The organism is Nonomuraea sp. LP-02 (assembly GCF_036289125.1).
Lineage (GTDB): Bacteria > Actinomycetota > Actinomycetes > Streptosporangiales > Streptosporangiaceae > Nonomuraea > Nonomuraea bangladeshensis.
In genome coordinates, this window is record NZ_JAXCLK010000001.1 from 8,777,170 (window position 1) to 8,791,337 (window position 14,168).

General features: G+C 70.7%; 15 protein-coding genes. 2 read left to right on the plus strand and 13 right to left on the minus strand.

The annotated features are described in order from the left end of the window. Positions 1-5 precede the first annotated feature (5 nt). Positions 6-1,577 carry a lectin gene (locus SMD20_RS40850; protein WP_329591520.1) on the plus strand — a complete coding sequence of 524 codons (1,572 nt, stop codon included), beginning with the start codon at positions 6-8 and terminating at the stop codon, positions 1,575-1,577. Positions 1,578-1,802: 225 nt separating this feature from the next. Here SMD20_RS40850 and SMD20_RS40855 read toward each other — a convergent pair whose 3' ends face one another. Continuing rightward, a complete protein-coding gene (locus SMD20_RS40855; RefSeq protein WP_329591522.1) occupies positions 1,803-2,210 on the minus strand; it encodes a hypothetical protein in 408 nt (135 codons plus the stop codon). A 243-nt stretch (positions 2,211-2,453) separates the two neighbouring features. On the opposite strand from SMD20_RS40855, the gene SMD20_RS40860 reads away from it, so the two are divergent. Then, positions 2,454-2,729, plus strand: coding sequence for a hypothetical protein (locus SMD20_RS40860; RefSeq protein WP_329591524.1), 276 nt, complete (start codon positions 2,454-2,456; stop codon positions 2,727-2,729). Positions 2,730-2,798: 69 nt separating this feature from the next. Here SMD20_RS40860 and SMD20_RS40865 read toward each other — a convergent pair whose 3' ends face one another. The 12 genes from SMD20_RS40865 to SMD20_RS40920 all read right to left on the minus strand — a co-directional run bounded on the left by SMD20_RS40865 (position 2,799) and on the right by SMD20_RS40920 (position 14,104). After that, positions 2,799-2,996, minus strand: coding sequence for a hypothetical protein (locus SMD20_RS40865; RefSeq protein WP_329591526.1), 198 nt, complete (start codon positions 2,994-2,996; stop codon positions 2,799-2,801). Between the two features lie 146 nt (positions 2,997-3,142). Next, on the minus strand, positions 3,143-3,283 hold the full coding sequence (locus tag SMD20_RS40870) for a hypothetical protein (RefSeq protein WP_329591528.1): 141 nt from the start codon (positions 3,281-3,283) through the stop codon (positions 3,143-3,145). Positions 3,284-3,521: 238 nt separating this feature from the next. Next, positions 3,522-3,965: a nuclear transport factor 2 family protein gene (locus SMD20_RS40875; RefSeq protein ID WP_329591530.1), complete on the minus strand. Its 444-nt coding sequence runs from the start codon at positions 3,963-3,965 to the stop codon at positions 3,522-3,524. An 879-nt stretch (positions 3,966-4,844) separates the two neighbouring features. Next, positions 4,845-5,273, minus strand: a complete 429-nt coding sequence (locus SMD20_RS40880) for a hypothetical protein (protein WP_329591532.1) — start codon at positions 5,271-5,273, stop codon at positions 4,845-4,847. 124 nt (positions 5,274-5,397) lie between these two features. Continuing rightward, complete coding sequence (locus tag SMD20_RS40885) at positions 5,398-6,831, minus strand: oxygenase MpaB family protein (protein ID WP_329591534.1); 1,434 nt, start codon at positions 6,829-6,831, stop codon at positions 5,398-5,400. Continuing rightward, positions 6,828-7,550 (minus strand): polyprenyl diphosphate synthase, encoded by a 723-nt coding sequence (uppS, locus tag SMD20_RS40890; protein WP_329591535.1) that lies wholly within the window; start codon positions 7,548-7,550, stop codon positions 6,828-6,830. The genes SMD20_RS40885 and uppS overlap by 4 nt, the downstream gene beginning before the upstream one ends. A gap of 86 nt (positions 7,551-7,636) precedes the next feature. Then, on the minus strand, positions 7,637-9,049 hold the full coding sequence (locus SMD20_RS40895) for an FGGY family carbohydrate kinase (RefSeq protein ID WP_329591536.1): 1,413 nt from the start codon (positions 9,047-9,049) through the stop codon (positions 7,637-7,639). A 2-nt stretch (positions 9,050-9,051) separates the two neighbouring features. Beyond that, positions 9,052-9,840: a class I fructose-bisphosphate aldolase gene (locus tag SMD20_RS40900; RefSeq protein ID WP_329591538.1), complete on the minus strand. Its 789-nt coding sequence runs from the start codon at positions 9,838-9,840 to the stop codon at positions 9,052-9,054. A gap of 16 nt (positions 9,841-9,856) precedes the next feature. Then, positions 9,857-10,864 carry an alcohol dehydrogenase catalytic domain-containing protein gene (locus tag SMD20_RS40905; RefSeq protein WP_329591540.1) on the minus strand — a complete coding sequence of 336 codons (1,008 nt, stop codon included), beginning with the start codon at positions 10,862-10,864 and terminating at the stop codon, positions 9,857-9,859. After that, positions 10,861-11,757, minus strand: coding sequence for a carbohydrate ABC transporter permease (locus SMD20_RS40910; RefSeq protein ID WP_329591542.1), 897 nt, complete (start codon positions 11,755-11,757; stop codon positions 10,861-10,863). The genes SMD20_RS40905 and SMD20_RS40910 overlap by 4 nt, the downstream gene beginning before the upstream one ends. Then, complete coding sequence (locus SMD20_RS40915) at positions 11,754-12,674, minus strand: carbohydrate ABC transporter permease (protein WP_329591544.1); 921 nt, start codon at positions 12,672-12,674, stop codon at positions 11,754-11,756. Before SMD20_RS40915 ends, SMD20_RS40910 begins: the two co-directional genes overlap by 4 nt. A gap of 65 nt (positions 12,675-12,739) precedes the next feature. Then, entirely contained in the window at positions 12,740-14,104 is a 1,365-nt protein-coding gene (locus SMD20_RS40920; RefSeq protein ID WP_329591545.1) for an ABC transporter substrate-binding protein, read from the minus strand. Positions 14,105-14,168: the final 64 nt, after the last annotated feature.

Genomic DNA, 14,168 nt, shown 5'->3' on the forward strand with positions numbered 1-14,168 from the left:
ATCGGATGCGTAAGGTCATGAGATGGCTCCTGGCGGTGTCACTGGCCGCCGCTTCGCTGGTCGCGGTCGGCGGCGGCCCGTCGCCCGCACTCGCGCTGGACAACGGGCTCGCCCGCACCCCGCAGATGGGCTGGAACGACTGGAACTCCTTCTTCTGCAACGTGAACGAGAGCCTCATCCGGCAGACCGCGGACATCATGGTCTCCAGCGGCATGGCCGCGGCCGGCTACCAGTACGTCAACATCGACGACTGCTGGTCCACGAAGAGCCGCGACGCCGGCGGCAACCTGGTGCCCGACCCGCAGAAGTTCCCCAGCGGCATGAAGGCGCTGGCGGACTACGTCCACGGCAAGGGGCTCAAGCTCGGCATCTACTCCTCGGCGGGCACGACCACGTGCGCGGGCTACCCGGCCAGCCTCGGCTACGAGCAGCGCGACGCCGCGCTGTGGGCGTCCTGGGGGATCGACTACCTGAAGTACGACAACTGCGGCGACCACCAGGGCAGGACCGGGCAACAGCGCTACACCGCCATGCGCGACGCGCTGGCCGCCACCGGACGCCCGATCGTCTACAGCCTGTGCAACTGGGGCCAGGAGAACGTGTGGACCTGGGGGATGCCGGTGGGCAACTCCTGGCGCACGACGGGTGACATCGCCGCGAACTGGAACTCCATCATGGGGATCCTGGACCAGCAGGTCGGGCTCGAAGCGTACTCGGGGCCCGGGGGCTGGAACGACCCCGACATGCTGGAGGTCGGCGTCGGCTCGCTCACGGCGACCGAGGGACGGGCGCACTTCAGCCTGTGGTCCCTGCTGAACGCGCCGCTCATCGCGGGCAACGACCTGCGCTCGATGAGCGCCGAGACCCGCACCATCCTGACGAACACCGAGGTCATCGCGGTCAACCAGGACTGGGGCGGCAGGCAGGGCCACAAGATCAGCGACAACGGCAACCTGGAGGTCTGGCGCAAGCCGATGTCGAACGGCTCGGTCGCCGTCGTCCTGCTCAACCGGGGCACCTCCGCCTCGACCGTCTCCACCACCGCCTCGGCCCTCGGCCTGGGCTCGGCGTCCTCTTATTCGGTACGCGACCTGTGGGCGCACACGACGTCCTCCTCCTCCGGGACCATCAGCGCGTCGGTGCCCGGACACGGGGCGGCCATGTACACCGTCACCGGAGGCGGCATCGTCCCCGCGGTCGCGCTCAGAGGGGCCGGCTCCGGTCGCTGCCTGGACGTCACGGGCGCCTCACCGACCAACGGCGCGCAGGCGCAGATCTGGGACTGCAACGGCCAGGCCAACCAGCAGTGGACGCCGACCGCGAGCGGCGAGCTCCGGGTGTACGGCAACAAGTGCCTGGACGTCTACAACCAGGGCACCGCCAACGGCACCCAGGTGATCATCTGGGACTGCAACGGGCAAGCCAACCAGCAATGGCGCCTCAACGCCGACGGCACCATCACCGGCGTGCAGTCGGGCCGGTGCCTCGACGTGCCGAACAACGCCACCGCCAACGGCACCAAACTGGTGATCTGGTCCTGCAACGGCGACGCCAACCAGCGGTGGAGCCGCGTCTGACCCGACACCACCGGGATCGGGGCCGGGCATGACGGCCAGGGTGACTCCGTACGGCACTCAGCGATCTTGCTTGGGGTGCTCGCCGGAGCTCTCGCCGTCGCCCGGTGCCGGTTGGCCGTCGTCCAGGTGACCGGGCCGAGCCGCCCGCGGTCTCCGAGGGGCGCTGGTCCCCTCGGGGCGGCTGGTCGTGATCGGCGACGGCCTGCTGGCGCGGACTCGCTGGGGCTATCTACCCGTGGACCAGGTGCTGGGCGTGGTCGTGCGCAGGCTCTCCCCGGCACCTGGACCGGCCGAGGGCTCCGGCGCACGCTCGTAGGCGCCGGCCTGCAGACGGAACAGCCGCGCGTACTCGCCGCCCAGCGCCATGAGCCCGCCGTGGGAGCCGCGTTCGCGGATCTTCCCCTCGCTCAGCACGACGATGAGGCCCGCGCCCCGCAGGGCGCCCAGCCGGTGTGAGATCAGCACGCTGGTACGTCCCGCCCGATGCCGGCGCAGTCCCAGGTGGACGGCGTGCCCGGACTCCGCGTCCAGTCCGGAGCTCGGCTGCCACTGCCCGCCCGCCAACGTCACCCCCGCCTGCCGCTCGTCGCCGTCACCTTCGCCGAAGAAGATCCGTTTCGTGGATCCCGGCACGCCGGGCGGCCACCCGGATCGGCTCCGGATCGGCGCCCGCAGCCAGCTCACCGAGCATGTAAGCCGGCACAGCAGTTTGACCAGGGTGCAAAAGCGTGGCATGGCAGGACCGCTCGCGGCACCCTTCCTGGGAAATTCAGGAAAGTCAATTACGGTGTTGACACGCTTGAGTGAAGATCCGTAGCGTGTTGCGCAAAGGTCGGCATATGGGGCGCAACAGGGTGCCCTGCGGAAAGGAAAAGTGTGCGACGCAGACTGGCGCAAGCCGCTTCAACGCTCCTGGCAGCAGTATTCCTGACAGCGGGAGGAAGCTTCCTCGCGACCGCTTCCGCACAAGCTCAAACCGCACAGCAGACAAAGGTCGCAGCCCCGCCTGCGGTCTGGGTGGACTACAAGAACTACGCCACTTATGAAGCCTGCCGTCAGCAGGGCCGGGAAATGCTTGGCGGCGGAGTAGTCATCGCCTACACGTGCGACTACGACAGCCCGTTCTGGCTGCTCCGCGTACGCATCGAATAAACACGAAAAAGAGGTCTGATGGAGGGTGACGGACCGTGCTCCGTCGCCCTCCATCAGCCTTTGGCGAAGTTATCTGTAAACGCTCAGCAACCAGTACGGGCTGTCCCACGAACAGTCGTAGTTCTTGACGATGCCCGCATTCACCAGCTCCTTCCCTTCCTGCTGGCAGGCCGCGTAGGTGGCGTAATTCTTGTACGGCGTCCAGCCGGCTTCCGCGGAAGCGGCCGCAAGGGAGGCCCCGCCGACCGTCAGGAATGCCGCTGCCATGAGTGTGGAGGTTGCTTGCGCCAGTCTACGTCGCACACTTTTCCTTTCGACGGGACGCTCCAAAGCGCCCCTTATGTCGGACTTTTCACAACACGCTACGGATCTTCACCAAGATCTGTCAACGCCGGGCGGGGGCCGTGAGAGTCTCAGGCCAAGCGGTCGCCATCAAGGAAGTCGCCGATGCACCTGGTCAGGCAGGTGGCCAGATGCCGGATGCCCCGGTCGGCGTCCGGCGTGCCACGGGTCCCGACGCGGACCAGGTGGACCAGGCCCGGCGTCGCGTTCATCGCCTCTGCCCCGTCGCCCCGGCCATCGGGGCAGCGGATGGCGGCATGCGCGCACAGTCGACCGCCGTGACAGCGCACCGGTCGGAGATGCCCCACCTCGTAGTGCCGCAGGTCAGGGTACGGAGAACCTCCGTCTCGCCGTACCTGCTCGATGAGCTGACCTCAAGGTCCTTCGCCCGCGCCGCCGCTGACCGTCCGGACCGTCACCCGCTACCGGCACCGGTGCCGCGAGTATCCGTCAGGCTTCCGGTGCCAGGGCTGGCAGGACTCCCGCGAAGACCACGATCTCGTCAATGTCGCCGGCGGCGGTGAGGTGGACCACGTCGGTGCCCGACAGCACCGTGGCGCCATCGGCGGACTCGAAGCGCCAGCCGAATCGGGCCCACTCGTGGGGCGAGTCGACCGCCGTTGTCCGCACCATACGGCACCGGCCCGCCGCGTAGCCCTGCACCACCTCGGTGATGAAGTCCTCCACCACGCCGCGTCCGACGCCCCGGCCGAGCGGGCCGTGGAACGACACGTCGGGGGCGAGCGCCAGGCTGAGCAGTCGCGCTCGCCGCTCCGGATCGTCGGTGTTGGCCGCGGCGATGAACGCGTCGATCGCCTCAGCGTGAGTCTGGCGCGTGGACGGGCGTGTCGCCGTCCCACCGCCGGTCAGGTGCTGGTCGTCATCGGTCGTCATCACGCCTCCCCACACTCGCGCGCCCACCCGCCAGACAGCCTAACCCCCGCTATGGAGGCGAGGAGGCGTCTGGCGCGTGACGCTCGGAGTCAACGACACCGTGGTGGCTCGTGCGCGTGCCCGCGCGGAGCAAGGTCGGACGGATCCCCGCCACGGACGCCGGTGGACACAGGTCCGCCCGGGGCCTTGCCCGTTCGCGTGGCCGCTGTGCCGCTCGGGACCTGATCGCGGATCACCATCGATCCCCGCCGCGTCAGGTGCACCAGTAACCCCGGCATGAGCACCCGCCGCTCGGCCGGAGCAGCTTCACCCGGTCGAGCGGACTCGCCGGAACTTCGCCGGCTCAACGGTGTGCTCAGGTGGGGGCGCGGCCTGCTCAAGCGCGGCCACGGCATACTTAAGCTCAGCAACGGCGTGCCGCCGCAGGCAACGGCGTGCCGCCGCAGCGGCCCCGCGCCGTAGCCGCCGAATTCACCGATCGAGAGTCCGCACTGTCGTCAGGAAGCCGCTGGGCGACGGCCTATGCGCCGCCGTCATCCGCTCCGCGGGAATCATCGGCCGCTCGACGCGCTAGCCACCGGATGACGAGTGCTCCACCGAGCCAGCCGCCCCCGAACACGACAACCCGGGCGACGAGATACGTCGCCGTGATCCTCTCTGGCCCTTCACTGATGAGATCTCCGGCCAGCATTCCCACGAACAGGATCAACAGCCAGGAGGTCCAGCCTTGCAGGGCCTTGGTCGCATCCCGGCCCCAGCACCTTCGACGATCAGTCACCTCATGCCTCCGGCGGGCGGGGACGCTCTGGCTCGGGGGCGATCACCGCATCGAAGCCGAGAGCATAGACGCCGTGACGCGTCCCGTCCACGCCCGCGTACTCATCGAGGTGCGAAATGTTGCAGTAACTCCGCCTGCTCGGGGCGCAGGAGAAGCGTCGGGTTGCTTGCGCGCGGGTAGATCTCGGCTGCCGCCCACTGCGCGGCTCGGACGCTGGAGGCGGTTCCGATCCTGACCCCCCGCGCGCGTAGCTCCGCTTGCACCTGCCGGGCATCGAACAAGTGGACCGACTCGATGCACCAGGGGCGAATGCTCCCGCGCGACGAGGCCGCCGGCGACGCCGGCCCCGTCAGCACGAGGTAGTAGTCCAGCGCCGCCCGCTCGGTCATGTCCAGAAGGCCCTCGCGCTTCAAGTACCACTTCACGTTGACTGTCCGCCCGTGCAGCGGACCGGCCGTGAAGCGGCCGTCGATCGCGGCGGTCGCCGCGGACTTCTCCAGCTCGATGCCGAAGCCCGCGCCGCGATCCACTCGCCCAGGTGGCCTGCGGTCATGGGTCGCTGCGTGATCGCCGCGATCTTCTCGTCGACGGCGTTCCGTTCCCTCAGCAGCTCCGCGATCTGCTCCACCTCGGCATCGCTCATGTCGTCCACGATCAGCCCGAGGAGAGGAGTGAGATGTAGGCGTTGGAGTGCTGCTGCCCGGTCATGAAAGAGACGAACTGTCTGACGAAGGCGCTGCGGGAGTAGCTGTCGTCGTTGCCGGTGAGGTCGCGGTGGAAGGCCGTACGGAACAGGTTGAGGTATTCCTCGCTGTCGATCTTCTCGTCGTCGTCCACGTCGGTGACGTCGAACAGCACGTCGGCGATCTTGACGAGCCCGGTGCTGGGCAGGCGGGCGGCCGCGGCGGCGTATTCGTCGCGGGTGACCCGCCCGTCGCTGTCGCTGTCGAGGGCGCTCTGCAGCTCGCGCCACCAGGCGGCGTACGCCTGGAACAGCCGGTCTTCCTCCTGCTCGCCCAGGTCGAGCCGGGTGGCGATCTCCCGGGCCATCGCGGCCAGGTCGGGCCAGCGCAGGTAGCCGTCGCCGGTCTGGTCGAGGACCTCGGCGAAGAACCGGTCGGCCGATCGGGTCACCTGGTCGTCCTCGCCGGCGGCCGCGGGGGTGGGGGCGGGGGTGAGGAGACGTGCCAGGGCCGCGGCCTTGCCGGCCCGGCGGCGTACGGTCTCCCACGGGCCCGCGCCCTTGTGGGAGGGGTCGAGCAGGCCCATGAAGAAATCCACCCGCGTCCAGCTCTCCGGCAGGTGGCGGGTGGCGAGGGCGGTGCTGAGGTAGGCGGCCTGCATGAGGGTGCGGGCGCCCGGCAGGTCGGGCAGGGCGACGCGCCGGCTGAAGGCCTCGGGGAGCGAGGCGATGGTGATCGCTGTGGCCAGCGGACTCGCCACGGCCCGGCCCGCGGCCCACACCACGGGGTAGGGGCGCAGCACCGGAGGCGCGGGCACGTTGGCGAAGAGCCGGTAGAGGATGACGCCCACCGCCTCGTTGTTCTCCAGGTGGTGCTCGACGATGTCGTCGTAGTAGGGCCAGAACTCCGGCAGCGTCGCGGGAAGGTGGTCGCTGGTGCCGTCGATCAGGGCCAGGAACGTGCGGTGCTCGGCGTAGAGCCGCCGCATCGCCTCGGCGTCGAGCGTGTCGCCGCTCAGCCGGCACATCGTCACCGTCGACTCGAACAGGGTCGCCACCACCCAGGCGCGCGCCGCGGGGTCGGTCGCGTCGTAGGGGCGGCCCTGGGCGTCGACGCCGGACATGCGGGAGTGGAGGCGGTTGAGCCGGGCCGCTTCGCGGTCGCGTACGCGTGGATCGGGATCGAGGAGCCGCCGCGAGCTCGTCGCGGTGTTGCGCAGCCGCCGCCAGGGGTGGGTGAGGAACGTGGAGTTCTCCATCAGGGCCGCGCCGATCTGCGGGTGGGCGGCTTCCAGCAACGTGGCACGGGTCACCGCGAGGCCCCAGCGCGCCTCGCCGACCAGGCGGCGCAGGATGGAGTCGGGTCCGAAGACGTCGATGTTCTCCTGCCGGATCGTGTAGGTCATCGAAGGCCCTTTCCTGTCATGGTGGCGGGGCGGACGTCGCCGAACCGGCGCTGGCGCCGGTGGTAGGCGTCGAGGCATTCGCAGAAGTGGGCGGCGCGGAAGTCGGGCCAGAGCACCTTGGGGAAGACCCACTCGGCGTAGGCCACCTGCCAGAGCATGAAGTTGGAGATGCGCTGCTCGCCGGAGGTGCGGATGACCAGATCCACGTCGGGTGTGTCGGCGTAGGGCAGGTGCTCGGCGAAGCTCGCCTCGGTGACCTGGTCGGCCGGTGTCGCGGACCGGATCAGCGACCGCGCGGCCTCCACGATGTCGCGGCGGCCGCCGTGGTCGAAGGCGACGGTCAGCGTCATGCGCTTGTTGTCGCGGGTGAGCGTCATCAGGTCGGTGATGTCCTGGACCAGCGGCGCCGGGATGCGCGGGTCGGTCATGCCGAGGAACCTGCAGCGGATGCCCCGCGTGTGCAGCACCGGCGCGTGTTTGCGGATGGCGCGGCGGACGAGCCGCATGAGGATGTCGACCTCGCCGGACGGCCGCCGCCAGTTTTCCGTGGAGAAGGCGTAGAGGCTCAGCCAGGAGACCCCGGAGGAGCGCGCCGCCTCGATGACGTCCATCACGGCGGCCTCGGCGGCCTCGTGACCCGCGGTGCGCGGCAGCGACCGCTGCGCGGCCCAGCGGCCGTTTCCGTCCATCACACAGGCCACGTGACGCGGCACGACCATGACCACCCCCATAGCTGTACGTGACTATATCAATACTCTAAGTGCTCCTTGGAGTCATGGCAGCCCACGTACGGCTATCGGTCACGTCAGGGGGTGAGTTCTCGTACGGCCACCGGTGCGACCGGTCCGGGCAGGCAGAGGTGGGCCGCGCCGAGTGCGGACAGCTCCGGCTCCGCGAGAATCCGGTACGGCAGCCCCGCCGCCGCGACCTTCAGGCGCATCCACCCGGGCGCGCGGGTCCATCCGCCGGCCGAGTAGGCGGCTTCGGCGTGGGGCGCCAGGGCGCGCAGGGCCGCCGCGCCGGCCAGCGCGAGCTGCCAGGCCGCGCCGGCCGCCCGCGATTCGGCGGACAGATCGGCGGCGGCGGGTGTCCAGCGGGGCGGTTCGCCGCCTGCGGCGCCGGGCGCGAACACCGGCCGGTCGGGCCGTTCCACGGTGAGGCGGCCGGCCAGCACGGCGTCCAGGCAGGCGCCGAGGCCGTTGTCGCGTAGCCAGGTCATGTTGCGGTCCAGCTCCAGCACGGTGAGAGCGGTCAGACCGTCGCCGAGCACCGCAGGGGAGAGGTCCGCCCCAGGAGGCAGACCCTCCCCGGTCCATCGATCCCCGGTCCGGAGGTCCCCGAGGTCCCCGGTCCGGCGATCCCCGAGGTCCCCGGTGCGGAGGTCTCCGCGATCCCCGGTCCGACGGTCCCCGCGATCCCCGGTGCGGGCCGATCCGTTGCCGGGTTCGAAGGTGCGGACGATGACCTCCGCGGTGCCCATCGAGTCGAGTGGCGCCCCGGGATCCTGCCGGTGCACGACGGAGGCGCCCACCGGATGGTCGTGGCCGCCCGCGACCACCACGGCGTCGGACGCGAGCAGGTCCGCCAGCCGCCTGCTGCGCAGTTCGCCGACCACGGTGCCGGCGGGGACGACCGGGGGCAGCAGCTCGGCGGGGAGGAACCGGCCGGCGCGTTCGAGGTCCCACGCGCCGGGATCGAGCAGCCAGGCGCCGGTGCGGGGGGCGAGGCTGCTGGACATGATCGCCCGGCCGGTCCAGCGCAGTGCCGGGTAGTCGGTGCACGCCACCCACCCGTCGGCCGCGGCGAGGTCGGCGGCCGGGAGCAGGGCCCAGGCCGCGATGGTGCGGGCGGCGTCCAGCTCCACCCCGTGGCGGAGCCGGTCGCCTGGCCGCGCGAGCTCGGCCAGGCGGTCGAGGACCTGGCGCCGGGACGGGTCGAACCATGGCAGCGCGGTGCCGAGCGGCCGCCCGCCGGCGTGCAGCACGCCGTCCTCGCCGACGCCGGCCACGCACACCCCGCGCAGCCGGGGACGCGGCACCGCGCCGGCGGCCAGCAGGATCAGCTCCTCAAGGGTGTCGACCAGCTCGTCCGGGTGGACCCGCAGCCCGGCCCTGGGGGTGGGCCTGGCGGCGCGAGCCAGTACGGTGCCGTCGGCGCCCGCGAGCAGCACCTTGACGTTGGTGCTGCCGAGGTCGGCGCCGGCCCACACGTCCGTCATGGTCAGACGGTCTGCAGCGTGCGGCCGCCGGAACGCGAGAGCGCGGCGAGCTGCCCGACGATGGAGTGCGCCTCGGGAAGGCCGCGCTGCCAGACGTTGCGGCCCACGATGATGCCGCGGGCGCCGGCCACGACGGTCTGCCGGACGGCCTCGACGGTGTCGGCCGCGTCGCCCTCCCGGGGTCCGCCGGCGATGACGACGGGCAGGCCGAGCTCCTCGACCAGGCGGCGGGTGCCCTCCTCGCCCGGGAACGCGATCTTGATGATGTGCGCGCCGAGGTCGAAGGCGATGCGGGCGGCCTGCTCCTCGGCGGCGACGACCTCGGGGGTGCGCGGCGCGCCCAGCATCACCGGCTCCAGCATGAGCGGGATCTGCCAGCGCTCGCAGTCGGAGATCACCTTGCCGACGCGGCCGACGAGCGCGGCCTGCTCCGCCTTGGTGGTGTTCCAGGGCATCAGCATCTTCACGCAGTCGACGCCGAGCCGTACGGCGTCCTCCACGCTGTGCTGCAGCGCGCCGACGCCGGCCGGGGCGTCGGTGTAGTGGTAGAACGCGTCGATCGCCATCACGCGGGACAGGTGGGGGCGCTGGGCGAAGTACTGCTCGGTCCGCACGACGAGCCCCGGGCTCATCATGAAGCCGGTGATGTCGTCACCGCCGAACTCCTCCACCACGGCGGCCGGGTTCTCCAGGCCGGGCAGGCGGTCGAAGATGAGCCCGTGGTCGACGGGCATGATGATGGCCGCCCGGTCCGCGGGCAGCGTCCGGGTCATGCGGTAGGCCATGGTCATGGGTGTTGCCTTCCAATCAGGTGTTCATTGAGGGGTCGATGTGGACCTTGAGCGCCTCGGGGGAGGCGGCGACCGCGAGCGCGTCGGCGTACGCGGTGAGCGGCAGGCGGTGCGTGACCAGCGGCCGGACGGCGGCGGCCAGGTCGCCGATCTGCTCGACGGCGGCCGGGTAGCAGTCGGCGAGGCTGTTGGAGCCGAGCACCGTGAGCTCCTTCTCGAAGACCTCGAACGGGCGCAGCGGCACGGCCGTCTCCGGCGCCGTGACGCCCATCTGCACGAGGGTGCCGCGGATCGCGATCCGCTCCAGCGCGTCGGCGACGGCGGCCGGGTGCCCGCTCGCCTCGACGACGACCTGGGCTCCGCCGAGCAGGTCGAGTTCGGCGCCGCTCGCGGCGACGTGGTCGGCGCCGAGGCGGAGCGCGGCGTCGCGGCGTACCGCGTGCGGTTCGACGACCTGGACGCGGCCGGCTCCGCGCTGCCGGGCCACGGCGCACAGGAGCAGGCCGATGGAGCCGGCGCCGTACACCAGGACGTCCAGTCCCCGCAGGTCGGGGGCGCGGTCGAGCGCGTGCAGGACGCAGGCGAGCGGCTCGATCAGCGCGCCGACCGTGGGATCGAGGCCCGCGGGCAGCCGGTGGGCGACGCGGGCGGGGACGGCCACCTTCTCCGCGCACGCCCCGGCGCGGGTGACGCCGACCGGTTCGAGGCTGAGGCACAGGTTGGGGGCTCCCGCCCGGCACCAGCGGCAGTGGCCGCAGTTGACGTTGGGATCGACGCCGACGAGGTCGCCGGGCGACAGGCCGCGGACGTCCGTCCCGACCTCGACCACCGTGCCGGCGAACTCGTGGCCGGGCACGACCGGATAGCGTCCCGTCGCGTAGCTGCCCTCGACGAGGTGCAGGTCGGTGCCGCAGATGCCGACCGCGGCGGGGGCGATGACGACGTCTTCAGGACCGGGCACCGGGTCGGGCACCTCGGCCGGCTCCACGCCGCCTTGTCCGTCCAGGATGATCGCGCGCATCATTTCACCGCTCCGAACAGCAGGCCGCGCACCAGGCTGCGCTGGCAGATCCAGCCGAGGATCACGACAGGGACGCTCACGACGGTGGCCACGGCCGCGACCTGGGCGGTGTAGAGCTCACCGAAGGACAGGAACTTCTGCATGAACACCGGCAGGCTGGAGGTGGTCGTGGTGAGGTTGACCGCGTAGAAGTACTCGTTCCAGGAGAACACGCACGACAGCAGCGCGGTCGCCCACAGACCGGGGCTGATCAGCGGCAGCACGATGCTGCGCATGATCCGCAGCCGGCCGGCCCCGTCCATCGACGCGGCCTCCAGCACCTCGCCGGGCACCTCCTGCAGGAAGGAGCGGATCATCCACACCGCGAGCGGCAGGTTCATGCCGAGGTGCAGGACGATCAGGACGGTGACCGTGTTCAGCAGGTTCAGCTGCTGCGCGACCACGTAGATGGGGATGATCCCGGCCGCGATCGGCATCATCTTGGTGCTGATGAAGAAGAACAGCGCGTCCTGCGCCTTGCGGACCGGCCGGACCGACAGCGCGTACGCGGCCGGCAGGGCGAGCAGCAGCACCAGGACCGTCGAGACCACCGCGATGGCGATCGAGTTGCCGGCGTACGCCCAGAAACCCGCGCCGAAGGCGTTCCGGTAGTGCTCGAACGTCGGCTCGAAGATGAGCTTCGGCGCCGGCGAGGCGGCGTCCGTCTCGCTCTGGACGCTCTTGAGCAGCATGTACGCGACCGGTGAGAACAGCAGCAGCGAGCCGAGCCAGCCGAGCACGGCGACCGGCCAGCGGGCCCGGTCCTTGTCCGGCTCGCGCCTCCGCTCCCGGCGGGTGGCGGCGTGCGCTGGGGACGCGGCGCTCTCCGCCACGGGCCGCGTGGTGGTGACGGTCATCGCCGTCCCTCCTGTCGGAAGATGCCGGACAGCAGGCGCAGCGCCGGCAGCGCGAGCGCGATCGTGAGCACCAGCGTGACCAGGCCGTAGGCGGACGCGGTGCCGAAGTCGAACGAGTTGAACGCGCGCAGGTAGACGTAGTACGTGATGTTGGTGGTGCCGTACGCGGGGCCGCCCGCCGTGAGCAGCGCGATCTCGCCGAACGTCTGGATGACGTTCATGCTCAGCAGCAGCGCGGTCAGCTCCATGAACGGCCGCAGATGCGGCAGGATCACGCCGCGGAACTGCCACCACCAGCTCGCGCCGTCCACCCGCGCGGCCTCCAGCTGCTCGTCGGGCATGGCCTGCAGTCCGGCGAGCAGGACGAGCATCGCGAACGGCGTCCAGCGCCAGGACGTGATCAGCACGATGGACGTCATCGACTGCTCGCTCAGCCAGTTCACCCGCGGCAGCCCGGCCAGGTCGGTGAGCCAGCCGAGCAGGCCGAACGAGGGGTCGAACATGGCGCTGCGCCAGAACAGCGCGGCCGCCACCGGCATGATGAAGAACGGCGTGATGGCGAGCGTGCGGGCGACGCCCCGGCCGGGGAACTTCTTCTGCAGCAGCATCGCCAGCATTAGGCCCGCGAGCATGCTGAGGATCGTCGCCCCGGCGGTGAGCACCACCGTGTTGCCGATGGCCTTCCAGAAGGTGCCGTCGGCGAAGGTGGACTGATAGTTGGCGAGGCCCGCGAAACCCTGCTCGCCGGGGGCCAGCAGGTTCCAGCTCCGCAGCGAGTACCAGATCGTCATGACGAACGGGATCTGCGTGAGCGCGAGCGTGATGACGAGGGCCGGCAGCAACGGGGCGCGTCTGCTCCAGGCTCCGCGCCGGCCGCGGGCCCGCGCCGGGCCGGTCGTGGACGCGATGGCGGTCATGTCCCACCTCCTCCTGGGTTGTCGGGTGGCGTCGCGGGGTGGCCTTCGCGACGCCACCCCGGCGGCTACTTGAGGTAGCCGGCCTTCTTGACGGCCTCCGCCGCGTACTCCTGGGACTTCCGCAGCGCGTCGGCCACGGTCTGGGTGCCGCTGATCGCGCCCGCGACCTGCTGGGACACGTAGTCGCCGATGTCGGTGAACTCGGGGATCTGGACGTACTGGACGCCGGTGTAGGGCACCGGCCGCACGGTGGGCTGCTTCGGGTTGGCCGCGTTGATCGACTTGAGGGTCAGGTCGGCGTAGGACTTGGCCGCTTCCTGGTACTCAGGCAGGTCGTACGTCGAGGTGCGCGAGCCGGGCGGGATCGAGTCCCAGCCGGCCTTGGCGCCGGCGAGCTTGATGTACTCCTTGCTGGTCGCCCACGAGATGAACTTCCAGGCGGCGTCCTTGTTCTTGCTGGACTGCGTGATGCCGAGGGCCCAGGACCACAGCCAGCCGGAGGCGTCGGTCTGCTCGACCGGGGCCAGGGCGAAGGCCAGGTTGTCCTTGATCTCGGGGGTGGCCTGCTGCAGGGCCGAGCCGGCGAAGACCGTGTCGTCGTACCACATGGCGGTCTTGCCCTGGGTGATCTGCTGCAGGCAGCCCTCCCAGCCGTCCTTGGCGGCGTCCGGCTGGCCGTGCTCGCGCAGCAGGTCGACGTAGAACTGCACGGCCTTCGTGGTCTCGGGCGAGGTGAGCTGGGGCTGCCACTGCTCGTCGAACCAGCGGCCGCCGAAGGTGTTGATGACGGTGGTCAGCGAGGCCAGGTTCTGTCCCCAGCCGGGCAGGCCGCGCAGGCAGATGCCCGAGACGCCGCCGTCCTTGTCGTCCATCTTGGCCGCGGCGTCGGCGACCTGCTTCCAGGTCGGCTTCTCCGGGATCTCGACGCCCGCCTTCTCGGCGAGGTCCTTGCGGTAGAAGAGGAACGAACTGGAGCCGTAGAAGGGGGCGCCGTAGAGCTTGCCGTCCGCGGAGACGATGTCCTTGATGGGCTGGAGCACGTCGCCGGCGTCCCAGGCGGTGTCCTTGGCGACGTAGTCGTCGAGTGGAACGATCCAACCGTTCTTCGCCCAGATCGGCACCTCGTAGCTGCCGATCATCGTCACGTCGTACTGGCCGGCCTTGGTGGCGACGTCCTTGGTCACGGCGGGGCGCAGGTCGTTCTCCGGCAGGGTGGTGAACTTGACCTTCAGGCCGGGGTTCTTCTGCTCGAAGTCCGCGATGAGGCTTTCCGCGGTCTTCATCTGGGGGTTCGCGGCGAGCGCCACGGTGATCGTGGTCTCGCCCGACGCCGAGGTCTGCTCGGCGGTGGGGTCGGAGCAGGCGGAGACGGCGGCAAGGGTGGCGACGGCCAGCACGGCCGCGCCGAGTGGTCTGGTACGGAGTCGCAAGAGATCCTCCAGGAGGGGGTGGGGGGGACCGGCCCGCGGGCGGCGCGGCGGGCCGGGGAAGCGG

Bases quoted from the DNA above. Each gene is read 5' to 3' on its own strand.
- SMD20_RS40850 (WP_329591520.1), top strand. From the start codon at position 6: ATGCGTAAGGTCATGAGATGGCTCCTGGCGGTGTCACTGGCCGCCGCT.
- SMD20_RS40865 (WP_329591526.1), bottom strand. From the start codon at position 2,996: ATGGCAGCGGCATTCCTGACGGTCGGCGGGGCCTCCCTTGCGGCCGCT.
- SMD20_RS40870 (WP_329591528.1), bottom strand. From the start codon at position 3,283: ATGAACGCGACGCCGGGCCTGGTCCACCTGGTCCGCGTCGGGACCCGT.
- SMD20_RS40875 (WP_329591530.1), bottom strand. From the start codon at position 3,965: ATGACGACCGATGACGACCAGCACCTGACCGGCGGTGGGACGGCGACA.
- SMD20_RS40885 (WP_329591534.1), bottom strand. From the start codon at position 6,831: ATGACCTACACGATCCGGCAGGAGAACATCGACGTCTTCGGACCCGAC.
- uppS (WP_329591535.1), bottom strand. From the start codon at position 7,550: ATGGTCGTGCCGCGTCACGTGGCCTGTGTGATGGACGGAAACGGCCGC.
- SMD20_RS40895 (WP_329591536.1), bottom strand. From the start codon at position 9,049: ATGACGGACGTGTGGGCCGGCGCCGACCTCGGCAGCACCAACGTCAAG.
- SMD20_RS40900 (WP_329591538.1), bottom strand. From the start codon at position 9,840: ATGACCATGGCCTACCGCATGACCCGGACGCTGCCCGCGGACCGGGCG.
- SMD20_RS40905 (WP_329591540.1), bottom strand. From the start codon at position 10,864: ATGATGCGCGCGATCATCCTGGACGGACAAGGCGGCGTGGAGCCGGCC.
- SMD20_RS40910 (WP_329591542.1), bottom strand. From the start codon at position 11,757: ATGACCGTCACCACCACGCGGCCCGTGGCGGAGAGCGCCGCGTCCCCA.
- SMD20_RS40915 (WP_329591544.1), bottom strand. From the start codon at position 12,674: ATGACCGCCATCGCGTCCACGACCGGCCCGGCGCGGGCCCGCGGCCGG.